Raw genomic sequence first — 25221 nt, 5'->3', positions numbered from 1 at the left:
GATGTCTTTAAATGTTAATTAAAAAAGTTTGAATTGATTGGGATTCTCTTCTGTTTCAATTCCTTCAACACTCAGAAGCTTCTGTTTCCGATCTAATCCTCCCGCGTATCCCGTTAGTTTGCCACTTTTACCGATCACTCTGTGGCAGGGAATTATAATTGGAATTGGATTCTGGGCGTTAGCCCTCCCAACAGCTCTACAAGCTGAAGCGTGATTGATGTTATTGGCAACATCCTGATAGGAACAGACTTTTCCATAAGGAATAGACATGACTTCTTTCCATATTTTTTTTTGAAATGGGGTTCCGCTGGGGTTTACTTGTACCGTAAATTCTTTTAAATGGCCTGAAAAATAAGCTGTAAGTTCATTTTTAGTTTGTGCGATCAATTCTGACCCGCGAATCCATTGCGGATGAATTTGGTGAGCCTGATCTTTGGGCTGGAAGACAATCTCTTTTAAGGCAAATTCCTGAGCTAAAATAAGTAAGTCTCCTATTGGAGAGGGGAGGATATCAAAATAGTATTGCATTCTTTTTCGGTTTATTGTGTGATGATTTACCGAAGATAAGAAAAAGGTGGATTAAGTATATTTTACGGATTTAATTTTTTGCGTTTTTAAAATTGATAATCTTGTGTTTAGGACTTGTTTGAAAACGAAAAGCCCCATCTTGAAAGAAAGACAGGGCCTATAAACTTAAATACTATTCTTCATTTTTCGCTAAATCTCGTAAGACGACTGAAGCAATAAAACAACCAAAGATTGGAGGCATATACGAAATGGTACCCACATTAGATTTCTTATTTTGGCTTTCAGCTATCACCACAGCTTTTTTATCGACATCTTCGGGCGAAAAAACAACTTTAACACCCTTCCTAACACCTTTCTGATGTAGTTTCTTTCTAAGCATACGAGCTAGTCTGCAATTGTATGACTTCGAAATATCCTTGACTTGGATTTGGCTTGGATCCATTTTACCCCCGGCTCCCATAGAGCTCACGACTTTGTATTTCATTTGAAGACTGTGGTAAATCAGGAAAATTTTTGGTGCAAGAGTGTCAATAGCATCGACTACATAATCGTATTGAGCCTCAGCAAGTACTTCGACCATTCTTTGATCACGCAAGAATTCATTGATGACCCTGAGTTTTATATTTGGATTTATAGCAAGTAGTCTCTCTGCCATTACCTCTGCTTTATCCTTGCCTAATGTTTGAGTTGTGGCTGGCATTTGTCTATTGATATTCGAAGCTTCAATATCATCTCCATCAACGATGGTCATTTGACCTACTCCGGCCCTACAAAGTAATTCTGCTGTGTAGGCTCCAACACCACCCAGTCCAACGACTAATACATGAGCATTTTTTACCTGCTCCAATCTTTCTTCTCCGAGCAGAAGTTCTGTTCTGCTCAACCATTCAGTATTCATCTTAATCCAAATAATTATAGATTTAAAGTTCTTGTTATTGAATCATAAAAAACGAGTTTGCTTTAAATCGGTTTCTTAAATACAGTATTGTAATTTTTTAAAAGTGCAATTTTAAAATCGGCCAGTTTCATTTTCTTTAAGCTGGCAGCTTTCTCATATATTTCGATGATGGTGTGTTTGCTTTCATCAGTCTCCAGGAATATTCTGTTTATTGGTATGTCAACAAAGACATCTTGATTTTTTCTATCAAATAATAAGGCTTCACCAAAAGAGATATAACAATTGTGTTTTAACAACTCCTGAGCGATTTGCAAGTTGTTTCTAAAACCATGAATCAACCATGGAGTTGATACTTTTACTCTTTTTTTTATTGAGATAAGTTCCGGAAAACATCTTACGGCATGAATTATAATTGGCTTTTTATAGGTTTCAGCGATTTCAATTTGTTGGGTGAAAAACAGCTCTTGTTGACTCAATGGCGTCTTAATAGCTCTATCCAAACCGATTTCTCCAATCGCCATAACACTTGGGTTTGAAGCAAATTCACGAACCAGCTCCAGATTTAAATCCGCATTTTTCTTTTCCACATGCCAGGGGTGTATACCTAAAGAAATTAGATAATCAGCATGTTCATCCTGATTGAATTTTTCCGGGGAATAATTAATTACAGAAATGACACCATCAGAATGATTCAAATGGTGTGTGTGTGTATCTATATAGGGTGTTTCCAGCATTATCACTTATTAGCTCGGCAAAAATATAAAAATATCGGAAGATGTATCTTTTATTGCAGAACAGATTGGGAGGGTGGATTTAGGTTTATACCTATGATCCTCATTTTATTACTTCACATTTAATAAAGGTAAGGTTTTAAGTTGACTCATAAAAGCTTTATATCAAACTAGAGGAATTTCTTCTGTATCCCTTGTAAACACAGAAAAAATTACTTACTTTGCACTCAAGATAGAACGTTCTTTACATATAAGATAAAAGCATAATCGCACTAGTTATCGATTGTTAAACTCAACACTTACAAGTTACCGAGAAAGCTACACGTCTGCAAAAGCAGGCCCCAACCTTCGGGTTGTTTTTGGACACAGGGGAAACTTGACCAGATGGGCACTCAAATCCTGTTTTATAGGAGTTTAAAATCCATTAGCTAGTGCGCTTTTTTATGTCCTATTTTAAGCCATATCCAAATATTAGCACCCTCCATATATTTAATATTGATTTAGAGATTCTCCATGGAATTGCTATTTTTGTGCCTTATTACGGGCTAATTATAAACACACATCTGTTTTGACTCAAAGATATTTTATACAACTTAGTTATAAGGGAACCAATTACCATGGTTGGCAAGTACAGCCCAATGCCATTACTGTACAGGAAGTTTTGAATAAAGCTCTAAGTACAATTATGAATCAAGAGGTTAATGTTGTTGGTTGTGGCAGAACGGACACGGGTGTTCATGCCAGTGATTTTATGGCTCATTTCGATTTGAATGAAGCTAGAGATGTTGAGGCTGAGAAGCTGGTTTTCCGTTTGAATCGTTTTTTACCTTATGATATTGCTGTAAAATCGATGTTTCCTGTCCATTCTGAAGCGCACACGCGTTTTGATGCTTTAGCCAGAACCTATCAATATTTTATTACGAAGGATAAGAATCCTTTCCGTTCAGAGTCGCATTGGAATATGACACATCAGCTTGATGTGGCTAAGATGAACGAGGCAGCAAAACTTCTTTTCAATTACGAGGATTTCACGAGCTTTAGTAAGCTGCATACAGATTCTAAAACCAATATCTGCAAAATATACAAGGCAGAATGGGAGGATCGTGGCGATGAGTTAGTATTCACGGTTAGTGCCGACCGTTTTTTAAGGAATATGGTTAGAGCTATTGTTGGAACTTTGATTGAGGTGGGGCGTGGCAAACTCGATCTAGCTGGTTTTTGTCAGGTAATCGAGAGTCAGAATAGGAGTAATGCAGGAACATCTGTGCCAGGGCATGGCTTATTTCTTTGTGCCATTGAGTATCCGAAAGGTTTGAAGAAAGAAATCTAAGCTTTTCTTATTCGTTCCATATTTCCCATGATTTCTCGGCTTGTAGGTGAAGCATCTTTAGACCATTGTGAGCTTTGGCTCCTCGTTCTAATCCTTTTGTCATAAAAAGGGTAGTGTTGGGGTTATATACCAAATCGTACAGGTAATACTCCTTGTTTAAGTGTGTATATGGAATATCAGGACACGCATCTGTTTTGGGAAATGTGCCTAGTGGTGTGCAGTTGATGATGAGTTTGTGTGTTGAGATGATTCCTTCAGTAATGTCTTCATAGGAGATTGATTTTTGGCTTCTCTTACGTGAAACAGATGTGAAGTCGATACCCATATTTCGAAGAGCTGTTTCGACAGCTTTTGAAGCACCACCAGTCCCTAATATTAACGCTTTTAAATCTTTCCCTTCGATAAAATTTTTTAAAGACTCTCCAAAGCCAATAATGTCCGTATTATAACCTTTCAAATACACCTTACCATCTTTGTGTTTAATTTGAATTGAATTTACGGCACCAATTTCTTTGGCTAAAGGATCAATCTCATCCAGATAAGCAATCACTTTCTCCTTGTAAGGGATTGTGACACATAAACCTTTTAGTTGCGGATTGTCGTTAACAACATCAAGTATTTTTTCGATGCTTGGAATCTCAAAGTTTAAAAACTGAGCATCAATCTTTTCGTCTTTAAATTTATCTGTAAAGTATTGTTTCGAGAACGAATGTCCCAAAGGATTACCGATAATGCCGTATGTTTTCATGATGATAAGGCTGAAGTGTAAAGGTTAAAAATAAATAACAGAACAGTTTAAGATGAAGGTTTCTATTCTTTGATAAACAAATTATTGCATTATTATATCACCCAATTAGTCTTTTGATTCAGGTGAAAATTTTTCCATGACGATAATTAAAGCAAACCCCAAAACCGCAAGTCCAATTGCTGCCAGTAAATTTGCCTGCTGACCTGTTAGGTTCTCAAAGGTTTGTGGTAAGATATTGCCCTGAAGTAGTGGTTTTTCTACCCCATGTCGATCAGTAAAGGTTGAAAGGGTTTCTTTCCAGGGCCAAACCTTATTTAAGGATCCAATCATAAAACCAGACAGGAGGGCAATGGTCATGTTATGGTATTTTCGCAATAACCAGCTTAATAAATTCGAAAAGCTTAACAGGCCTGTAACAGCACCTAAACCGACGACAGCAATCACATCTAATTTAAATTGACTTAAAGCAGATAAAACAAATTCATACTTACCCAATAGTAGTAAAATGAAGGCTCCTGAAATCCCAGGAAGAATCATGGCACAAATGGCCAGAGCACCAGAAAGAAAAAGAAACCAATAGGCATTGGGTGTTTCAGCCGGAGTGACGACTGTAACCATATAGGCAATTCCTATACCGATAAGCATTGCGATGATGCTTCTGAGTTTCCATTCGGTGATTTTTTTTGCAACAACAAAAGCTGAAGCGACGATTAAACCAAAAAAGAAGGACCATATTAGAATTGGGTGTTGCTCAAGAAGGTATTTGATTAGTTTTGCCAATGAAACGAAACTAATTCCGATTCCAAGGATAATTGAAAGCAGGAAATTACCATTGATAGCTTTCCAAAAATCAGCCAGTTTAAAATTCAATAAAAGCTTTATAGATTTTAGGTTAACAGATTTGATACTTTCGATAAGTTCTTCGTAAATACCGGTTATAAATGCAATGGTTCCTCCTGAAACACCTGGAACCACATCTGCAGCTCCCATTCCCATGCCTTTCAGGGCAATTATAATATAATCTTTAATTGATCGTGTCATTGTTTTTGTGCGTATGAATGGCCTTAAATGAATTTTCGTGCTGAAAATGCAAGACCTAAAAAAAAAGCTAATTCTATTGATTAGCCTTAATAATTTGTTTGAATTTGTTGTTGTTTTCCAGTTCAGGAAACTGAATGAAGATGTCTTCGATCTTATTTTCAGGATCTGCCATGGCTTTACGTAGATAATGCTCTGCTGCATTGGTGTCAGAAGCTAACATATAATATGCGGCCAGATTATTCTGAAGTTGAATATCGTCAGGGCAGCAGCCCAGACTTTCGAGTAAAATATCAATAGCAGCTTCTTCCTTATTGTTTTGATGGTAAAACTCAGCTAGCGTGATCGCATAGGTTGGATCGTAAGGATCTAGATTGATTGCTTCACGGAAGCATTCAACTGTTTTTTGAGCTTCAGGCAATCGTGCATAGGCCGAACCTAAGGCAAACCAATAATCCGGGTTTGTATCATCAAGCTTTTTGGCTTCGTTTAAATACACTAAACTTTCGTCAATTTTATCCTGATAAAGCAGAATTAGACCCATACCAAACCAAGGATCAGCAAAGGTTTCATCTTCCTGAATAGCATTCTCGTAGTAGAGCATTGCCTGATCATACTCCTCAAGCTTTTCGAAACATTCACCAATGTATGAATAGGTAGAGGCATGATCATCTTCGAATTCCAGATATTCGATGTAGCTTTTGATGGCTTCTTCGAATTTGTCGCAAAGAGCTAAGGCGTTGGCCTTATTAAAGTAGGCTTTGCTGTGTTTTTCGTTGATGGCAATACAAAAATCGTAGGCTTCAATAGATTTGAGTCCCTGGTTGTTTCTATTGTAGAGAATACCCAGGTTATACCAGGCATTGTCTGAGAAGGGATCCAGGTCGAGGTAAGCCAGATAGGCTTCAATACTTTCTCTATCTTGATGTAATTTTTCGTAGCAATAAGCAATTTCAAAAAGGACTTCTGCATCCTCACTATTCAATTGATGAACTTCCTTAAAGTAGGGTAATGCCAAATCGTATAACCCCAATTGTTCGAAAGATACAGCAATTCGAAATAACAAATCTTCCTTATCGTCGTAGCATAAATCCAAAGCGATATCGAATTGAATTTTTGCATTCTGAGGTTTCTTAAGGATATTGTAAATATTCCCAATAAGGATGTAAATGTTTTTATTGGTGCTTTCTATAGCCTTTAATTTCTTAAGAATATTAAGCGCCTTTATTTCTTCCCCTCGGCTAATAAGCACTTGTGCTTGTTTAAGCTGAAGTGATATGGAAGATGGGTGTAGCTGTATGGCTAATTCTGAAGCTTTGGAAGCTTTGGCCAGTTTATGTGTTTCAAGGTAGTGGTCGACGAGGTTTTCAAACTCATGCACATCGAAGTAGCATGGCTTGTTATTCTTGAGCATCGATTCGAATCTGTCTACAGATTCAAGAGCATCATCGTCAAAATAATTATCAGTATTATCTATCATTTATTTTTGTGAAGTGATAATTCTTGAAACAAAAATAGTTTTTATTTGGGAAATTTCAAGATTTAGTTATTAACAATTGATCTTTTTTGTGTTAAAACTGCCTGAGAATAAAAGACCTCCAACGATTCCCATCAGAATGTAAGCAATTTGAGAACCAAGATTACTTGCATTTTCGATAGGTGTGCTCAGAAAAACCGTACTGATACCGATAAAGGCTTTACTACCAGGAACCAACATGATAATACCCTGAGTGATAAATACATGTCGGGGTGATTTTGTGATTTGAGCAAAGAGGTTGCTGATTAGAACAACTGTAATACTCCCAATAAATGTGCTGATTAAAATGCCTGAGGGTGCTAGTAAAACGGTTACTGTATAGCTAATAATGCTTGTGAGAACGCCATAAATTATGTCTTTTCGACGGACTTGAAAGATGGGGAGCAGACATATGGCTAGTAGAGGGATACCTGAATGACTGATCCATTGGGGTAGGTTGGATACGACTGGATCAATATTGATATCGATAAATAAGGGAAGTACAGATAAGCCGAGTATGGTACCAAAGAACTGCTTGAAGAGGGAGATTGAGGCATCAAAGAGTTTGGCTGAACCCGAAACCAGACTTTTGTAAGTAATCTCTTCCAGGGCAGTTGTAATTGCCAGCCCGGGTATAAAGATGATGATGGCTGACAAAATTGTAAGCGGAATATTTAGTGTTGGTAGCCATATGGATAATAAGCCAATAAGTATTGTTACAACAAATGCCGCAAGTGCTTCAAGCGTATTGTTCACAAATTGAGATTTTAGTCCCAGGTAGCTTAGGCCATAAACGAGCATCCCCATGAAAAATGCAACCAGACATGAAATCCAATTGGTTCCCATTAGTAGATTAAAAGATGCAGCCCCTAAAGCGAAAGCAAGTGACAGTATGATGTGGTTGACTTTCTGAGTTTGTTTGTAAACCAATCGCAGCATCAAACTTGCTTCTTCAAAATCGATCTTGTCAGCAAGTACCTGATCGGTGATTTCAACGGCTCTTGATAGGGCACCTAAATTTAGGCCTCCGGGAGAGACGCATTCTATATAGTTGTAGGATTCTTCCTCGTCTTCGCTATAAAAAACATAGTTTATCCAAGTCGGCGTGTCCATAAAACTCCCACGTATGCCTTTTGTTTGAGCTACCTCAGATAAATAAATCTGGATTTTATAAGAAGGGACACCATAGATGTGCAAGGCTCTTCCTAATTGAATGATAAATTGATATTGTTTGGGTGTTTTCAATGCGCTTGGTTTCATTTATTTTTAAGTGGAACAAATATAGATAAGTCTTTTGGAGTGGAGGAGGGTTTAATTAAATAAATTTGGGAAATGATGGATGCTTAAACGTCTTTGGAATATTGGGAATAAAAAAAAGGATCAACACTTTCGTATTGATCCTTTTGTGCGGATGAAGGGACTCGAACCCCCACGCCTCTCGGCACTAGATCCTAAGTCTAGCGCGGCTACCAATTACGCCACATCCGCGTTTCTCTTGATTGCGATGCAAAGATGCTGTGTTTTTCTTTAAGCTCCAAATGTTTTTGCAAAATAATTGTCAGGAAAATCAGTGTTTATGGGCTTTATAGAGGGAAGTGGGTTGATATTCAATTGTTAAGCTTTGTTTATTTTTTTTTTACGAAAATAAGGTGGGAGTGTAGCTCATTGGTGATGGGAGGTGATGAATGGTTTTGTGAAAATAAAAAAGGATACGAGATTACTCTTCACTACGTTCGTTATTAGCATATTTATTCGCTTGTGCCTCGCTCATTAATAAATTACGAACTTCATTTTGGAAGGTTGGGAGTGTCTCTGGGATGTTGAGATAAAAAAAGGATCAATACTTTTGTATTGATCCTTTTTGTGCGGATGAAGGGACTCGAACCCCCACGCCTCTCGGCACTAGATCCTAAGTCTAGCGCGGCTACCAATTACGCCACATCCGCGTTTCTCTTGATTGCGATGCAAAGATGGTGTGTTTTTATATAAGCTCCAAATGTTTTTGCAAAATAATTATCAGAAAAATCAGTGTTTACGGGCTTTGTGGAAGTAAGTGCTTGTGAAATAGTATTTAAAGAGTCAATCTTTTTTTTGATAAACTTTTTCAGGTAAAACTCTTTTTCCCTTATCCTTTAACCTTTTTAACTTTACGCTTGAATCATTTCCATAACAAAGACACCAAAACACTCATGATCGTCATAAGAATGTCCCACAATCTGGTTCTTGTCATTTAAAATACCTTCCCAGGTGTCTAAATGATATTCGATTTCTTCTTCGGCATCTAAAATTTCAACAGCTGTGCCTGTAATTTTTAATTGTTGGCCATTAAAAGTGCCCTCGATTTCCTGTTGCACACGAAAAGGGGTTTCACCTTCTATTCTTTCGGTGTAAACCAATACGCCTTTTATATTTTCACCTTCCTGAGTGAATTCTGCAAAACCTTCATCTTTACCAAATCCAAAATCTTCGGTAAATGACCAGCGTCCGCTAATAGTGTTCATATATGAAGTCTTAAATGTTTATTAATTCCTTTTTGCAAACATAGAAAAAAAAGAAACAGTTTATAAATTTCAGGTATTTGGCTTTCATGTTTATGATCTATCGTATATTTGTAGATTCATTTCCAGCTTAATCAATTGGTCTGGAATAGAAGTGATAGAATGTGAGCTTTATCTCTCACATATTTTAATAAAATAAGCTATACGAAGATGATCGATCAATCAACTATATGTGCCATATCCACTGCAGCGGGGCATGGAGCCATTGCAATTATTCGACTTTCAGGGGAGAATGCACTTACTATATGTGATAAGATATTTCAATCAAAAGGGAATAAGGTACTAAGCGAACAAAAAGCCAATACGGTTCACTTTGGGAATTTGATGGATGGGGAAGAGATTGTGGATGAGGTATTGGTAACGGTTTTTAAGGCCCCTTATTCTTATACGGGTGAAAACAGTGCAGAAATTGCTTGTCACGGAGCGCCCTATATTCAACAACGAATTTTACAGGTTTTACTTAAATCCGGAGCCAGAATGGCTAATCCCGGTGAATATACTCAGCGTGCCTTTCTGAATGGTAAGATGGACCTTTCGCAAGCAGAGGCAGTGGCCGATTTGATTGCGTCGAGTTCGGCATCGGCACATAAGGTGGCTCTGCAACAAATGCGAGGCGGATTTTCAAACGAGATTGCCAATTTGCGTGGCCGTTTGTTGCATTTTATTTCGATGATTGAGTTGGAACTCGATTTTGGTGAGGAGGATGTGGAGTTTGCTGATAGAACGCAACTACAGGCTTTGGTCAATGAGATTGAGACTATCATCAACAAATTGGTGAATTCTTTTGAGTTGGGTAATGCCATTAAAAATGGGGTTCCCGTTGCCATTGTTGGGAATACCAATGTGGGTAAATCGACTCTTTTGAACGCTTTACTAAAAGAAGACAAAGCCATCGTTTCAGATATTGAGGGAACAACCCGCGATGTGATTGAAGATACCATTAATTTGGGAGGGGTGACCTTCCGATTTATCGATACGGCTGGTATTCGGACTACTCTTGATAAGATTGAGAACATGGGTATTGAGCGTACTTTTCAGAAGATGCGTCAAGCTCAGATTGTAATGCTTTTAATTGATGCAAATCGTCCGGTAGAGATGCTAAACGAATCCATTATTAAAGTCAACGATATTATCGATCGTGATCAGCAAAAGCTTATTGTTTGTTTGAATAAGATTGACTTGTGTAAGGATACGGAAGCATTGAGCAAGCAACTTATTGGCTTGAATGGAGAGGATAAGCTGATGTTTATTTCAGCCAAAGAACAAACCCATACTGACGAGTTGGCTTCCGAACTTTTGAAGGTGGTGAATATGGATACTATTAATGAGCAGGATGTGATTGTGACCAATGCTCGCCATTTCGAAGCACTAAATTCTGCACGGGGTAGTATTCAACGTGTAAACGACGGTTTGCTAAATATGATCCCAACCGATTTTCTGGCTCAGGATATTCGCGAATGTCTACACTTCCTTGGCGAGATTACCGGAGATATCAGTACTGATGAGGTGCTTGGTAACATCTTCAAGAACTTTTGTATCGGCAAATAGGTTCTACCTACACAAACCCCTTAATAGCTCATATTAAGGGGTTTGTTGTTTTCTATTTTCTCTTATTTGTTGTCATTTTGCACTTTTTTCACTATTTTGGTTGTGTATTTGTTGCCCATTTCACCAATTTGTTGCCCGAAAATTGGCGCGGTGAGATTATGGCAGTAATTGACAGTCTATGTCAGTTAAGGACACCTAAAGGCAGTTGATGGCATGAATAGTACAATTGAGTTGCAAAAAATATGTGAGCATTGCGGTAAGGAATTTACCGCTAAAACGACTGTGACTCGTTTTTGTAATCAGAAATGTGCAGCCAAATCTTATAAAAAACGCAAAAGAGAAAATAAAGTTGGTAGAGCAATTGTAGAAACCAACAAGCAGAAATTACTTTCTGTAAAAGACCTCCATCTTGAAGCGATAAAACAAAAAGATTTTCTTTCCATCAAAGAAGCCTACACTCTACTTGGCGTTAGTGAGCGAACTTTCTACAGACTCATGAAAGCTGGAACTATTCAAGCTACAAAGCTTGGAAAACGTACAATTATCAAACGTTCTGTAATCGATAAACTCTTTCAATCATGAGTGTGACTTTAAGACAGCGTAAGAAGAATGGCAAAATCAGCCTTTATCTCGACTATTATAATAAAGGCAAACGCAAGTTTGATTATTTAGGTTTATATTTAACTCCCGAGCCATGTACTAAGCTTGAAAGAGCGACCAACAAGCAGACCCTTGATCTAGCCAATAAGATTAGAGCTAAAAGTTTGTTAGAGTTCGAGAACGAAAGATTTGGTTTTAAAACTGCTGAAAGAGCTGATTCGAGATTTCTTTTATATTTCGAAATGCTCACCGAAAAGCGTCAAGAGAGTAAGGGGAATTATGGGAATTGGTTGAGTTCTCTTGCTTACTTGAAAAAATGGGAATACTCCGATGTTAGTTTTTCAGATATTGATAACATATGGCTTGAAGACCTTAAGCACTACTTTGTGCACGAAGCTAAAACAAAGCAGGGCAGAAGTCTTTCTCAAAATACATGTGTTTCTTACTTCAATAAAGTGTTAGCTACTTTGAAACAGGCTGTGAAGGATGGCATTATTGAGCGTAATCCTGCTGTTAATGTGACAGGCATCAAAGAGGCTGAATCACAAAGGGAATTTTTAACTCTCGAAGAATTAAAAAGAGCTGTGAATGCTAAGTGTGATGTCGAGATTGTGAAAACTGCATTTTTATTTAGTGCATTAACAGGTTTGCGATATTCGGATATTGAAAAAATGACCTGGTCTGAAATTCAGCATTCAAAAGATAACGGCTATTACATTCGATTCAGACAAAAGAAAACTAAAGGACAGGAGACTCTTCCGATACCTGAAGATGCAATTAAATTGATAGGAAAAAGAGGAGAAGCCAATGATAAAGTTTTCCAGGGCTTAACGTACAGCGAATACAATAACGCAAAAATTCGCGAGTGGATGATAAGGGCAGGCGTTGAGAAGCATATCACCTTTCATTGTGCACGCCACACATATGCAACTCTACAATTAACTTTAGGAACAGATATCTACACTGTTTCAAAATTACTCGGGCATAAAAATCTCAAAACGACTCAGGTTTATGCCAAGATTATAGATGGGAAGAAAAAAGAAGCCGCTAATCGTATTAAGTTAGATTTATGAATAATAAACTTGAATTATATCACAGTATTCTTTTTTTGAATAAACGACCATATAGAACTCGTTCAATTTCGCAGAATAAATATCGTGAATTGTTGAAGGGTATTGAAAAGGTAAACTTTAATTACCAACCAGCTTATGAACTTAGATTTTTAAAGCCACATACCGATAAGTCAAAATATTACCGAGATCTAATAAAGAACGAAGCTATTAAGTATTTTAATCATGTTAATGAACTAGTGTCTAATGCTAATGATGGGGATGTAAAAGCAATGTGGGTTCATACCACTCTTTCAAACATACTTGTTGATAAATTAAACCAAATTGCTGGTGAGATTGAAAGATTAAATTACCCAATAAGTAATATAGATCCTAAACAGGCTCACAAGCTTAAGGACACAACTCTATGTGAGGAAACTTATATATATCAGTATCTGAAATTGCATTTGATAGTGCTTTATTTAAATTTACAGGTTCAATTTGAAGAGTACTTAAAGGTCGAAAAATTAGATGAAGAAGATATTTATCTAAAATATTTTCAGGAATCTGTCCCCGAACCATCATTCATAAAGCCATCCAAGAAGATCGAAACCCCGATTGTAAAGAAGAAGCCTAAAGAAGAGTTTTCTTTCGAACCAATACGCCGAGACATACAACCTATTGGTTATTCGTTGATTGATTATGATATGATTTTGAATAAGGACGCATTTGCCCAAGTTGAATGTAATCTATACGATTTTGGCATAATTGATATTGAATCTTGTTTTATAAAGAATAGAAAACAGTCTAATAACACATTGCTAGCAGCCATATATAAAGTTCTCATAGAAAATAACTACTTCCGCAGGAATATTTTAGGTGAAAAAAAGCGATGTACAGATATCGATTTTAGGAAATATCTGGATGCTCGCTATCGTGTTGACACCACCCAGCAATTTAGACGAATAACCGAAGAGCAAATTAACGATGCAAAAGTCAAATTGCCCTGGTTAGATAAAATATATCCCATTCGTTAATATGGTATTAAGTGTCTTTTATACCATTTTGCACACATAGTTAATACCACTTGTTTTTATAACAGGCTAGCATTTAGTTGGTTTGAGTGGTATTGCTATGCCCGATTTATACTACTTCTGCTTTCTTCCGAAATTTGTAGTGTTACTGATAATCAGTAATGACTTGAGCGCTTAAGTCCATTTCTAATTTGTAATACAAATACAAATGGACAGTATTATTTTACAGAAACTGGAAAGCATTGAGAAGATGCTTAAGGAGCAAAATATGCTCAAAAAAGAAGTCCTGAACTTCACTGACGCTTGCGAATATTTGGAGTTCTCAGCCTCACACTTGTATAAGCTTACAAGTAGTAGTGCAATACCCCACTATAAGCCAAACGGTAAAAAAATCTATTTCAATCGCAAAGACCTAGACTCTTGGTTACTTTCTAATCGCACCAGTTCAAGCGATGAGTTGGATCAAAAGGCTGCCGATTACATGCTTAAAAGGGGGAGGGTTCGACTATGAAAGAGATAGTAAAAATGATGCTCGAACTCTCTCAGGAGATCAAGACCATAAAAGCCTATGTCGAAGTTTTTCGCAAAAACAATCTCGAGAAGCTAAATGCAACCTGGATTGATGGACAAGATGTGATGGATATTTTACACATCAGCAAAAGAACCCTACAAACGCTTAGGGATAATGAAACACTTCCCTACAGCCGAATCAATGGCAAATTCTACTACAAGCTTTCTGATATAGAAAGCTTGTTGGAATCCAACTATTCACCATCAAAATCGGATCGCCATGCAAATAAGTAGAAAAGCCATACTCGATAAGACTAGCTACGGGCTAAATATTTACGCTCATTTGCTTAGGCAGTATTATCCTGGAAAAACAGTCCTTTCCCTTTCGGGGAAGGATTGCACTCCAAGTCCGAACCCATTCAATAAAGACAAATCAACGTTGATGGTTAAAGTAGTAGATAATTGTGCCAGACATACCGATTCTGACAAGGCGATACCCGATGGAGATGCCTTTGGTTTTGCTGAGCTCTATTATAAGTTACAGGGGCAAGAACTCTTACAGGCAATCAATGATGATTTGAATTTGCATATCGATAAGGATGATAATCAAACTTCAAATGCAGGAGAAGAGTTAGACTTGATTCAAAGAAAACTGAGCATGACTCGATTTTCATATTTCAAAAAGCCCATAAGCAACATTCGTCCTTCATTGGAGATGAATTTACTCGATGTTTATCAAATTATCATTGGGAATGCTTTTGCCGATAAAACAAAAACTCTTCGCAAAATTGAAGATCCCAAACAAGCACGTAAGTATAAAGCATCCAATTTCGATTACGTGACCTTTTCAGGCACATTTTCAAAAAGGAAAGATGCCGACCTGAAAAAACATTCAGGCTTACTAACCATCGACTTCGATCACATCCCGAATCTCGACAAACTCAAAAAGCTGTTATTAGCCGATGAGTATTTCGAAACGGAGCTCATGTTTGTTTCACCTTCGGGCGATGGCTTAAAGTGGATTATTTCTATCGATTTATCATTGGCGACTCATGCTGAGAATTTTCAAGCAATCGCCAATTACCTCAAACACACTTACAATATCGAGGTCGATAAATCAGGCAGAGATATTTCAAGATCGTGTTTTCTACCTCACGATTCGGAAGCATACATCAATCCAAAATACACAAGTAGTAATCATTCAAATACAAAAGATCATGACAGCATATAAATATTTCAAGTATCTAATTTCAAGTTTAATGAAATCAGTATCATCCCATTGGTCACCATGGTGGGCAGTCGTACCCTTTCTCTTATTCTATTCAGTACAATTTTCTAAGAGCTCACCATTATTTCAAATAATCTTTTAAAAATAGACCGATGAAAAAAATATTCAAGCCACAAGAATGGCTAAACATAGATGATAGCACTGATTCAAGAAAAGATGTAGCACGCTACGTCTCGAATCCCACAAAGCAAATCACGGATCCAAGTACAGACGCAATGCCTTGCGTCTCCGATACTGATATCGAGCAAATCACCCAACGCATCGAATCCAGCCAAACTGACCTTACAGCCGATTATGCAGATTGGCGCGACATAGGCTTTGCCCTGGCGGACGAACTCGCAGAATCAGGACGCGACTATTTTCACCGCCTCAGCCGATTCAATACTGATTATGCTAGCGATGATTGCAATACGCAATACGACAATTGCCTAAAAGCAAAAGGACACGGCATCACTATCAAAACCTTATTCCACCTTGCAAAATCCGCAGGCATCAATATTTCAATTCCTATTTCCTCCCCTAATTTAGGGGAGGTGGCCGAAGGTCGGAGGGGTGCATCTGTAATCAATTCAGAAGTAATCTTCAACACCCCAAATTTTCCTGCTCACATCTATACGCAATTACCCGAAATCCTAATCCAAAGCACCGATATGTTTCAGGATGCTACCGAGAAAGATGTATTTCTTATTGGATCCATTGCAGTATTAAGCGCATGCCTAGCCAATATCGAAGGTATCTATTTTGATGAGCCAGTATCACCTCATCTTTATGCTTTTATTACAGCACCAGCGGGATCAGGAAAAGGAAAGCTCAAGTGGGCAAAAGCCTTCGGTCAGGAAATTCACAAGCATGTCGTTCAGCAATCAATGGCTGAGTATGAGGAATTTGAAAGAGAAATGGAGGACTACAATAACCTAAACAAAACGCAAAGACAAGGAGCTGAGAAGCCCAAACAACCAAAGCGAAAAATGTTCTTTATACCAGCCAATAGTAGCTCGTCAGCTTTTATTCAGGCATTAGCAGATAACGATTTTAAGGGACTTATTTTCGAAACTGAAGCCGATACACTCGCAGGAACATTAAAACAGGAATGGGGCAATTTTAGCGACATTCTGCGCAAGGCTTTCCATCACGAAAGCACCAATATGTTTCGTCGAAAAGACAATGAGCATATCGAAATTGAAGACCCACATTTGGCAATAGCCCTATCAGGCACACCCAAGCAAGTTCATAATATGATGCCCGATGTTGAGAACGGACTCTTTAGCCGTTTCCTTTACTATGCTTTCGAGGATTACAGCGACTTTAAAAACCCATTTATCTCGCATCGTTCAGTCAACTATGTGGCATTTTTCGAAGAGAAAGGCAAGCGTATTTTTGAACTTAATCAAATGCTAAGCCAGGAACCAAAGCCAATAAGTTTTAAATTTAGCCAGGAACAAGGCGTAGATTTTACCGAGCAGTTTAAAGTATTGTTTACTCGTAATAAAATGATGGTAGGTAACGATTTTAACGCCAATTCTCGTAGACTAGGATTAGTGACTTTCCGTATTGCCATGGTGTTATCGGCTCTCAGAATATTGGAGACAGGCGATATTTCTAACCCTATTATTTGTACCCAAACCGATTACCAAACCGCTTTGGGTATCGTCTTTACATTAGAGAAACACGCACTGGCAGTATTTCAGAACCTCCCCAACAATAAGCTAAAGGGAGCTAAACTAAAGTTTTTTGACACACTCCCAGAAGAATTCAACAGACAAGGCTATCTCGAAACCGCAAATAAATTGGGCATAAAAGATAAAACAGCAGAAAAGTACATTACACAGTTTCGTGAAGCCAATCTGCTCACGCACGAACACAACGCCTACACAAAAAACGAATAATTATAAAAACTTGGTGCTCTCACTTTTCAGTGAGGGTACCAATAATAATTCGCTCAAATTTCAATAGGATACTTTGTTTTTTTTCATAAATATTGAACTTGACAAACTTGACAGGATAGATTTTCGTTGATTATCAATACATTTATAGATTATTTAAAATAACATAAAACAAAATGAAAAAAATATTGCTTATTCTAGCTTTAGCTAGTATCTGTTTTTCTTGTTCTAAAGATGATGAAGACGTCACTCCAAAACTAGACGAAAGGTTAGTTAATACAAAATGGGAAACATATGATTTAGCTTACAGCATAATATATGGTGGGACTGCATATGAAGTATATGAATTTATATCTTCTACCGAAGTTGAACAATACACATCTAAAAATGGAAAGATCGTTGATACCGATGGAACTTATTCATACACCTTAGAATACCCAAACCTTACTATCACAAAAGAAGATAACAAAAAAGCAGATTTCATATTTAAAGATACTAGAACCTTCATACGAGTTGGAGCTGAAGAAAATGACTATTACGCAAAATACATTAAACAATAGTATATCCTTATTGCCCATCAGAACTTAGATTAAACAATTAATATTATTGTAATAACATTTGTCCTTGCAGTTCTCTTTTTAATAATAGCGTTTAAAAAGAGATAATCTAAAAACGAAATGAAAAAAAACAAACTAGCTTTGAGTGTTGTGGTACTGGTGGTAGTAATACCAGTCTTATTCTATTTATTGAATAATCGAGATTCAGGTTTCAGGGAACATAAATGGGGAACAAAAAAAGAGATAGTCAAGTTAGATAATTGTCATATAGATGCATTTGGAGATCTTACCACTAATGATATGTTGCTTGGAAAAAAAGCTAAAGTTACATATCAATTTAATAATAATGACGAACTTGTAGCTGGTGACTATATTATCCTAAATGCTGACAAGAATTATTTTGATAAAATCCAAAAAGAATTAGAGAAGAAATATTCACGAGTTGGAGATAATACATATAAAAGACACAAGACTTTTGTTAGTCTTACTTATACAGAAAATTTACATATGCTAATGATTTGCTATAGAGAAATAGGTCAAAAGCAAGACGTGAAAATTGATAAATTATAAGCTTAGTAAAAGATGAAAAAATCAAACAAAATAGTAATTGCATTATTTTCGATAGTTATAATGTATGGTTGCACTCATCAGTCGACTAATAGCGACATAAGCAAACTAAATTTAAAAGGAAAAGTCAAGTCTATAAAAGAATTTTCCTATACATGCAAAAGCAAACTTATTGGAGATTCAGTTACATATCTAAAAGCAGAAAGAAAAAGAGAGGAAATTGAAGAGTACTACCCTGAAGAAACATCACTAAACAATGACAATATTTTGTTCTTTAATGAACAAGGTTGTATTGAAAAAATAAATTTATTTACAGATGGTGATATTATTTTCTACAATAATAGGTACGAATATGATAAGGATAATAAGAGGATTACTGAATACGAATATAAATACAACAGTAGTAAGTTAGCGAAAATATCCAATTATATATATAATGATGAGAATCTTCTAAAGAAGAAAGTTATCGATAATGCAAATGGGAGTCCCTATGGTTATATAGAATATGTTTATGATGATAATGATCGCAAGATATTAACAGTTGGCTACAGGGCAGGTAAGGGGATTATTTATAAAAAAAACTATAAGTACGACGGTAATAGTAATCTAATAGAATTTTCGTTATTTCATTCCTTTAATGACGAATATGGTTCAGGTGATGAAGGACGTAGATTCACAAAAGAAAGGTACAAATATGACAGCAATAACAATATAATATCAAAGAATATGATAGCTAGTGGAGAAAAACCATGGAAGACATTTGCATATCAATATGACGAACAAAGTAATTTGATTAAGGTAATTGAAACTGATACTGGCCATATTCTAGGGAATGGATATGTAAAAGAAATTGACTATTTATATACTTATGACGATAAAGGAAATTGGGTAACACAGGTTAAGTTAGAAAAAAAGTCTCCTGATTTTGACACAGTATATGAAAATGGCAATTTTGTAAAAAAAGAGATTACACCTAAAAAAACACCTAAATATTACATTGAACGGTCTATAGAATACTATGACTGATTCACTCTAAAGTAAAGCACCTAAAGTATTAACTCTAGGTGCTTTCTAGCTTCACTTATTTCTACGTACCCATAATTGATGCTATTAAATCTTTGCATCATTTACAATTTCAAACCTTACTCTTAATCCCTGTGTTGCACACCTCGTAAGGTTTTGCGAGTATAGTATCTGCATTCTATTCATGTTATCTATTATTCTGGTTATATTAGGATCAAGCTTAGGCTGTTTAAACCCTTTTATTAATTCGTGAATTCTAGCATCTGACTTTTGCTTATCCTTCTCAAACATGTTCTGAATTCTTTCTTGTTGTCTTAGCGAATCTACCCTAACCTGCTCTAAATAATTTTCAAATCTTTCAACTAACTTACTTTCTTTTTCTGAAATGTTTCTGTACATATATTTTATTTATTCGTTAAATAGTAATATCTAAAAAAAGCAGGACATATCCAAAAAGGGCTCTAATACCCTTTTTTATAAATCCTTCACCGATACTTTTCAGATACACTTTTATATATTATTACTATGCAACCTGTTTTTCTTGTCTGATATAATGACACAACGCCCTTTGCTTAGGGTTTAATGATGGTATAATGTTTTGAAGCCTCCAAGCTGGAATTTCCCTTATCTGCGATTTCTCTTCATTTGATTTAATACGGACTTTATATTTCTTCTTGTCAACATCAATTTGATGTTCTGTGAATCGCCAAAAAATTGTAGCTAATTGTAAAGCTTTGAACCCATTCTTAGCTTTATAATATTCAGCTGCACTTTTTATATATTCTCTGTATTTTTTATCTTTCCTGTAAAGACCTCGTAGGTTATGAATTACCTCATCATTTTCAATATTTCTTTTTTTATTCGCTAATAAGGCGGCTAATCTCTTATCCTTTTCATCGCCACTAAGTTCACATCCTTGCTCATCATAGTAAGGGATATCAAACTGCTTTATACATTTAGAACCAACATACATCCTATCTCCATTCTTGGTATTCTCAATTTCATAATGCCACCTCAATGATTCTTTACCACACAATTCACACCTACCCATTAGGTCTTCATTATTGTCAAAGTCTGTAAAGTAATCAATAATAATGCCTGTCACTGACCATTCTTTTTTAGCAATTGAATAATTACCCTGCTCTTCACTTCTTTCTAGGAGATTTGCTCCAAATTTCACACTCATACTTAAATTTTATTTGATTTACAAGTAATATAACAAAATAAAGAATATACACAAATCGAGACCCGATAGCGCAAGCTTGTACCTCGTACTTTGAGAAGCAGAAATATTCGTCTTCCAACCCAAATAGGACATAGGATTCATAGGAAACATCGGATGCCAAAAACCTGACAGCGTCTTTTTCGACCTGTCAGAGTTTCCTTCTAGCACAAATCCTACATTTCCTACACTTCCCCAATCCTCTATTCTAAATAAGAGATCGTGATTTTGCATCAAATTAACTAGTTGTTAGTCTGTTAATATTTCATCCTAAACAATATCATTCTTAGATAAAATTATTACATTTAGTATTCTTCTATCTAAATAATGAATTATGACGACGCAAAACTTATCCCTTAACCTACTTACATTCGATCATCCTTCCGAACAATACACCTTCTATTTTACCGATAAAGAGCAAGTAGGTTTGTGTCGTGTTCATAATTCCTTAGTCCCTATCGAAGTCACAGAATATTTTGGGGAGAAGGAGTTTTATTACACCTCATTTCTTGAGAAAAAGGAAGACTTTCTTCCTATCACCAGGAAAGCAAGAAACGATGAGTCTGAGAATTCAACTTTTAACCCATCAATAGTTAAATACTATTACTCTTATCTGATTCGTCAATATTTTATAAGCAAGGGTTTATTAATCAATAATAATTTCATAAAAGATATTGAAATTTGGATACACGATGAAAGAGAATCAACTCCGCAATACAACGCCTATAGAGTCTTTGGTGTCAGAGTTCAAATTGCTCGCATCACCGAAAAGCCTGAACTACTAATATATTACAATAGCTTATCTAAAATATTAAAAAGTAATCTTAGTGAACTTTGGGATATAGAACAGGACACATATTCTAATTTACTGTATGAATCTAAGTTTTATAACAACGATAGTTTACCTGAGGCGGCTAAGTATAACCACGACAAGGTTTATCCAGTTGTAAATAAAGCTTTGGAAAAACACTTTAAAATTAAAAATTCAAACAACCCTTTTTCCAATAAATACAAAGAGCTTTATCCTGTACTGAATAATTTTGTTTTTGATTATTTCGATAATCGAGAATTTAAGGAACTGATAAATCTTTCCTCAACTGATTTTTTAACGGTACCTGATGACATTATATCCAATACACCTAGCGTGTGTAACTCTATTCAATTAGGGCTTAAAGAAAAGGTGAAAGTGTTTACACCAAAAGAGAACCTAAAAACATATGGACCATATAAACTACCCGATAATACGAAAGTGAAATTTATAGTCATTTACCATAAAGACGATTCAGACTACGCCAACAAGCTTTATATGTATATGAAAAAGCTTTATAAAAAGCCTGATGGAAAAATGATGACTGATCTATATGGAACATCTTTATACGATTACATACGCATTGGTTTTGAGTTGGATAAAAAACATTCCATTGCTTTTGACGATCTAATGAATCCACATGAAGCTATACATGACTTTCTAGACAATAACGAAATTGACACAGAAAAATATCAATATGTTGCCATCTATCTGAGTCCTTTTAATAAAGATGAGACAGATACTGAAAAAAAGCGTATCTATTACAGTGTCAAAGAAACCTTACTGCATCATCATATCACTTCCCAGGTTATTTATCGTGAAAATATCCTCGATAAAAAATTTAAATCATATTATTATGCCAACATTGCTGCTGCAATTCTAGCTAAAGTAGGAGGTACACCATGGCGCTTAGATACAACAATCAAAGATGAGTTAATTGTGGGTGTTGGGGCTTTTAAATCAGAAGAATTCGATGTTCAATATGTGGGTAGTGCTTTCAGTTTTTCTAATAATGGACAATTCACCGAATTCACATGTTCTGCAAAAAGCGAATCGTACCTGTTAGCAGCCAAAATAAAGGTATCTATCGAGGAATTCATTCAGAAGAATAAGGGCATTAATCGCTTAATTATTCATTTCTACAAAGAGATGAGTAAAGATGAAATTGCTCCAATCAAAAAAGCACTTTTCCAATTGGGGTGTGAGAATATTCCAATTTTCATCATCAATATAAATAAAAGTTTCTCAAACGATTATATTGCTTTTGATACCAATTCCGAGGAGTTGATCCCTTATAGTGGAACAAGTATTAAAATAGGACGTAATGAATACCTTCTTTTTAATAATACCCGTTATACCGATGAAGAAGAAGAAAACGTTGAAAGCTATCATCGTCCAATCAAACTACGATTTCAGTGTACAAAACGAGAACTGTTGGATGATAAAGAAGCTATTCAGGAGATGATAGATCAAATTTATCAATTCTCTCGCATGTATTGGAAATCAGTCAAACAACAATGCTTACCTGTAACCGTTAAATATCCCGAAATGGTGGCTAAAATGTACCCTTACTTCGAAAACGAAGATATTTCCGAATTCGGCAAAACAAACATGTGGTTTTTATAAAATATCTCAAGTCATATAAAATGGAACAAGAGTACCTTATAGGCTTCGATAATAGAATATTGGAATGCAATGGAGCTGCAAAGAAACTATATGAAAACTATATTCATACTGAAATCTATGCGGTGATAGTAGATTTTCTAAATGAACAATTTCCCAATTGGCGACAAAACGATCAGTTGGGAAAATGCGCACCCGATTTAATCCTTTTTATAATTGATTTTAGCAAAGCTGTAGGCTTATCACCTTTAGATAAAATGCTCTCAATGAAATGCTTGAGTTTATAGATTTACAATACGATGCCTTGTGTTCTATCAATAATTCAAGCCATGATCAGGAAATAAAACAAGAGATCAATCGGCACTACAACAATCAGGATATCATTAAAATACCAACAGATCAGTTTAGTGATTTTATAAAAAGTTTCTTATCCCAGTTCAATAATTTTATCTACTGGTCATATTAAGCTTGATAAAGGAAAAGCGGTGTTCGTCTTCCTCATTCGGCAAGTCCAATGCCAGCCCAACTGGCACATTTTTATTTTCTTCAATATTTATAAGGTATAAAAAAGAACCAATTGCCCTGAAGGGTTCTCCCGTTTAAGTGTTTGTAAGCTTTTTGTTCCAAAAAACAACAAAACACTAAATCGGGATCAGGCTGTCATAGTTCTTGCTGCTCAATCGTCATTCTCACGGCAGCTACTATGTCTTTTTAGCCACTTCGTTCGTTCCTCTCTTCAGTAATTAAAAATCCATCCGCTGCCAATAATAGGCTCGCCTGCTAGTCGCTTCGCCCTGCGGTTTTGTCACCGTTTTTGACCCGACCCGCAAAAGCCAATCACACAATCAAAAACACCGCCAAAACCTTGCTGCAAGCAGTAGCTGCCAAGGGCTGTTCATTCTTCACAGCCTATCTCTTGTCACCAGTCTTGCTCCGCTCGCAGGCGGCTCGCACCACAGTGGACTGCAACCCGTTCGTACCTCACTCATTGCATCCACTCCCAACCGCTAGCTCATGGCTGTTTTTCCTTTCCCGACAACGCATGGTATAACTGTCGCCTCTATTACCTTTTTTCTTTTATCATTGCTGTGGTTCGTTGACAGCAAAAAAGAAGGTTCTAATAGCTCTTATGGTCTATCATTCCTTTTAGCTCAATTGTCGCTTACACAAATTTAAATAACAGACCCCTGCGCACTCAAAAGACTACGGCATAAAATCTCAGTTTCGTATTTAAGGGGCAGTTGGTTTATCAATTTATTCCGTTTCCTTTTGCTTGCTACGCCCTGTTTTCTTTTTGGTGTTTAAGCGAGCAATCAAGCCCTCTCTTACAATTAAACTTGGACAATTGACAATCAGGCATACTATCCTGATGCAAAAGAACGCAGGTCTATCACTCAAAACCTATTTGCCCGATGTTTGATATACATGCCATGACAGTTCAAGGACAGAACCATATTAAATCCGTTTCAAGTCCAGGAACAATTCATTTTTAAACTTATACATATTTATCATGGGTAAAATTTCTCAAGGTGTATTAGGTGGTTTCTCCGGCAAGGTCGGGAATATCATCGGTGGTTCTTGGAAGGGAATAGACTATATGAGAGTAAAAGCTAGCTCTGTCAAAGATGCAAACACCATTAAGCAGCAAAACCAAAGAGCAAAGTTTAAAGCTTGCGTTAGTCTAGCAAAATCGGTAATGACGACAATTGTCAGACCTATCTGGAATAGGAAAGCAATTAAAATGACAGGCTTTAATCTGTTTGTCAAAACGAACCTTCCGGTATTCGACAACAGTGGCGCTATAAGCGATTATCCAAATCTTAAATTCTCAATTGGACAGCTTCCATTACCAACTGACCTCGTCATCATAAACAATGGGGCTGGCGGTGGTGCACTTAGGGCTACCTGGGTCGACAACTCAGGAATAGGGTTTGCATTACCAACAGACAAAATTAGAATTATAGCAATGTGTGATGGTGAGTTGGTAGAATTACAAGGATTATCCTTCTCAAGGCAGACAGAATGGGCAAATTTCAATGTGCCGTTTGGTACAGGCAGCATTGTTCATGTTTATGCCTATTTCCAAAATGATGAAAGTTCTCTTTATTCAACCAGTGCTCATACATTACTAACAATCACATAGTATTTGATAACAAAGGACA

General features: G+C 36.4%; 26 protein-coding genes and 2 tRNA genes. 16 read left to right on the top strand and 12 right to left on the bottom strand.

The features are described 5' to 3' along the window. Positions 1–18 precede the first annotated feature (18 nt). From EV201_RS03130 to EV201_RS03120, 3 genes are all read right to left on the bottom strand, one after another. On the bottom strand, positions 19–528 hold the full coding sequence (locus EV201_RS03130; RefSeq protein ID WP_130305940.1) for a methylated-DNA--[protein]-cysteine S-methyltransferase: 510 nt from the start codon (positions 526–528) through the stop codon (positions 19–21). Positions 529–700: 172 nt separating this feature from the next. Next, positions 701–1426, bottom strand: coding sequence for a tRNA threonylcarbamoyladenosine dehydratase (locus tag EV201_RS03125; protein ID WP_130305939.1), 726 nt, complete (start codon positions 1424–1426; stop codon positions 701–703). Between the two features lie 62 nt (positions 1427–1488). Then, entirely contained in the window at positions 1489–2160 is a 672-nt protein-coding gene (locus tag EV201_RS03120; protein ID WP_130305938.1) for a TatD family hydrolase, read from the bottom strand. 565 nt (positions 2161–2725) lie between these two features. On the opposite strand from EV201_RS03120, the gene truA reads away from it, so the two are divergent. Beyond that, on the top strand, positions 2726–3487 hold the full coding sequence (truA, locus tag EV201_RS03115) for a tRNA pseudouridine(38-40) synthase TruA (protein ID WP_130305937.1): 762 nt from the start codon (positions 2726–2728) through the stop codon (positions 3485–3487). 7 nt (positions 3488–3494) lie between these two features. On the opposite strand, the gene EV201_RS03110 is transcribed toward truA, so the two are convergent. From EV201_RS03110 to EV201_RS03080, 7 genes are all read right to left on the bottom strand, one after another. Then, entirely contained in the window at positions 3495–4235 is a 741-nt protein-coding gene (locus tag EV201_RS03110; protein WP_130305936.1) for a shikimate dehydrogenase family protein, read from the bottom strand. Positions 4236–4340: 105 nt separating this feature from the next. Continuing rightward, positions 4341–5276, bottom strand: a complete 936-nt coding sequence (locus EV201_RS03105) for a polyprenyl-phosphate transporter (RefSeq protein ID WP_130305935.1) — start codon at positions 5274–5276, stop codon at positions 4341–4343. Positions 5277–5349: 73 nt separating this feature from the next. Then, the gene (locus EV201_RS03100; protein ID WP_130305934.1) at positions 5350–6753 is read right to left on the bottom strand and encodes a tetratricopeptide repeat protein; all 1404 of its coding nucleotides are present in this window, start codon (positions 6751–6753) and stop codon (positions 5350–5352) included. Between the two features lie 69 nt (positions 6754–6822). Next, positions 6823–8049 carry a threonine/serine exporter family protein gene (locus tag EV201_RS03095; RefSeq protein WP_130305933.1) on the bottom strand — a complete coding sequence of 409 codons (1227 nt, stop codon included), beginning with the start codon at positions 8047–8049 and terminating at the stop codon, positions 6823–6825. A 146-nt stretch (positions 8050–8195) separates the two neighbouring features. Continuing rightward, positions 8196–8277, bottom strand: a tRNA-Leu gene (locus EV201_RS03090). 376 nt (positions 8278–8653) lie between these two features. Then, positions 8654–8735, bottom strand: a tRNA-Leu gene (locus EV201_RS03085). Between the two features lie 201 nt (positions 8736–8936). Further along, positions 8937–9290, bottom strand: coding sequence for a hypothetical protein (locus EV201_RS03080; protein WP_130305932.1), 354 nt, complete (start codon positions 9288–9290; stop codon positions 8937–8939). Between the two features lie 207 nt (positions 9291–9497). Between EV201_RS03080 and mnmE the strand changes: the two genes are divergently transcribed. The 11 genes from mnmE (at position 9498) to EV201_RS03025 (ending at position 19409) form a co-directional block, all read left to right on the top strand. After that, positions 9498–10895 (top strand): tRNA uridine-5-carboxymethylaminomethyl(34) synthesis GTPase MnmE, encoded by a 1398-nt coding sequence (gene mnmE / locus EV201_RS03075; RefSeq protein WP_130305931.1) that lies wholly within the window; start codon positions 9498–9500, stop codon positions 10893–10895. A gap of 213 nt (positions 10896–11108) precedes the next feature. Further along, positions 11109–11477, top strand: coding sequence for a helix-turn-helix transcriptional regulator (locus EV201_RS03070; RefSeq protein WP_130305930.1), 369 nt, complete (start codon positions 11109–11111; stop codon positions 11475–11477). Further along, a complete protein-coding gene (locus EV201_RS03065; protein ID WP_130305929.1) occupies positions 11474–12568 on the top strand; it encodes a site-specific integrase in 1095 nt (364 codons plus the stop codon). The genes EV201_RS03070 and EV201_RS03065 overlap by 4 nt, the downstream gene beginning before the upstream one ends. Beyond that, positions 12565–13581 carry a hypothetical protein gene (locus EV201_RS03060; RefSeq protein ID WP_130305928.1) on the top strand — a complete coding sequence of 339 codons (1017 nt, stop codon included), beginning with the start codon at positions 12565–12567 and terminating at the stop codon, positions 13579–13581. Before EV201_RS03065 ends, EV201_RS03060 begins: the two co-directional genes overlap by 4 nt. Before the next feature lie 205 nt (positions 13582–13786). Beyond that, positions 13787–14089: a helix-turn-helix domain-containing protein gene (locus tag EV201_RS03055; protein ID WP_130305927.1), complete on the top strand. Its 303-nt coding sequence runs from the start codon at positions 13787–13789 to the stop codon at positions 14087–14089. After that, on the top strand, positions 14086–14382 hold the full coding sequence (locus tag EV201_RS03050) for a helix-turn-helix domain-containing protein (protein WP_130305926.1): 297 nt from the start codon (positions 14086–14088) through the stop codon (positions 14380–14382). Before EV201_RS03055 ends, EV201_RS03050 begins: the two co-directional genes overlap by 4 nt. Beyond that, positions 14369–15319 (top strand): BT4734/BF3469 family protein, encoded by a 951-nt coding sequence (locus tag EV201_RS03045; RefSeq protein ID WP_130305925.1) that lies wholly within the window; start codon positions 14369–14371, stop codon positions 15317–15319. Before EV201_RS03050 ends, EV201_RS03045 begins: the two co-directional genes overlap by 14 nt. 149 nt (positions 15320–15468) lie before the next feature. Next, positions 15469–17262, top strand: a complete 1794-nt coding sequence (locus tag EV201_RS03040; protein WP_130305924.1) for a DUF3987 domain-containing protein — start codon at positions 15469–15471, stop codon at positions 17260–17262. A gap of 173 nt (positions 17263–17435) precedes the next feature. Further along, positions 17436–17819 carry a hypothetical protein gene (locus EV201_RS03035; RefSeq protein ID WP_130305923.1) on the top strand — a complete coding sequence of 128 codons (384 nt, stop codon included), beginning with the start codon at positions 17436–17438 and terminating at the stop codon, positions 17817–17819. Positions 17820–17936: 117 nt separating this feature from the next. Continuing rightward, positions 17937–18386, top strand: coding sequence for a hypothetical protein (locus tag EV201_RS03030; RefSeq protein ID WP_130305922.1), 450 nt, complete (start codon positions 17937–17939; stop codon positions 18384–18386). 12 nt (positions 18387–18398) lie between these two features. Next, on the top strand, positions 18399–19409 hold the full coding sequence (locus tag EV201_RS03025; RefSeq protein ID WP_130305921.1) for a hypothetical protein: 1011 nt from the start codon (positions 18399–18401) through the stop codon (positions 19407–19409). Between the two features lie 84 nt (positions 19410–19493). Here EV201_RS03025 and EV201_RS03020 read toward each other — a convergent pair whose 3' ends face one another. Beyond that, positions 19494–19805 (bottom strand): hypothetical protein, encoded by a 312-nt coding sequence (locus tag EV201_RS03020; protein ID WP_130305920.1) that lies wholly within the window; start codon positions 19803–19805, stop codon positions 19494–19496. A gap of 124 nt (positions 19806–19929) precedes the next feature. After that, positions 19930–20592, bottom strand: a complete 663-nt coding sequence (locus tag EV201_RS03015) for a hypothetical protein (protein ID WP_130305919.1) — start codon at positions 20590–20592, stop codon at positions 19930–19932. Between the two features lie 370 nt (positions 20593–20962). Between EV201_RS03015 and EV201_RS03010 the strand changes: the two genes are divergently transcribed. The 4 genes from EV201_RS03010 to EV201_RS02995 all read left to right on the top strand — a co-directional run bounded on the left by EV201_RS03010 (position 20963) and on the right by EV201_RS02995 (position 25202). Continuing rightward, positions 20963–23062: a Piwi domain-containing protein gene (locus EV201_RS03010; protein WP_130305918.1), complete on the top strand. Its 2100-nt coding sequence runs from the start codon at positions 20963–20965 to the stop codon at positions 23060–23062. 20 nt (positions 23063–23082) lie between these two features. Further along, on the top strand, positions 23083–23346 hold the full coding sequence (locus EV201_RS03005; protein ID WP_130305917.1) for a hypothetical protein: 264 nt from the start codon (positions 23083–23085) through the stop codon (positions 23344–23346). Then, positions 23331–23525, top strand: a complete 195-nt coding sequence (locus tag EV201_RS03000; RefSeq protein WP_130305916.1) for a hypothetical protein — start codon at positions 23331–23333, stop codon at positions 23523–23525. Before EV201_RS03005 ends, EV201_RS03000 begins: the two co-directional genes overlap by 16 nt. Positions 23526–24569: 1044 nt before the next feature. After that, positions 24570–25202, top strand: a complete 633-nt coding sequence (locus EV201_RS02995) for a DUF6266 family protein (protein ID WP_130305915.1) — start codon at positions 24570–24572, stop codon at positions 25200–25202. The last annotated feature ends 19 nt before the right edge of the window (positions 25203–25221 follow it).

Origin of the sequence: Ancylomarina subtilis, from assembly GCF_004217115.1 — a bacterium.
Classification (GTDB): Bacteria; Bacteroidota; Bacteroidia; order Bacteroidales; family Marinifilaceae; genus Ancylomarina; species Ancylomarina subtilis.
This window is presented reverse-complemented; position numbering and strand designations above follow the sequence as displayed.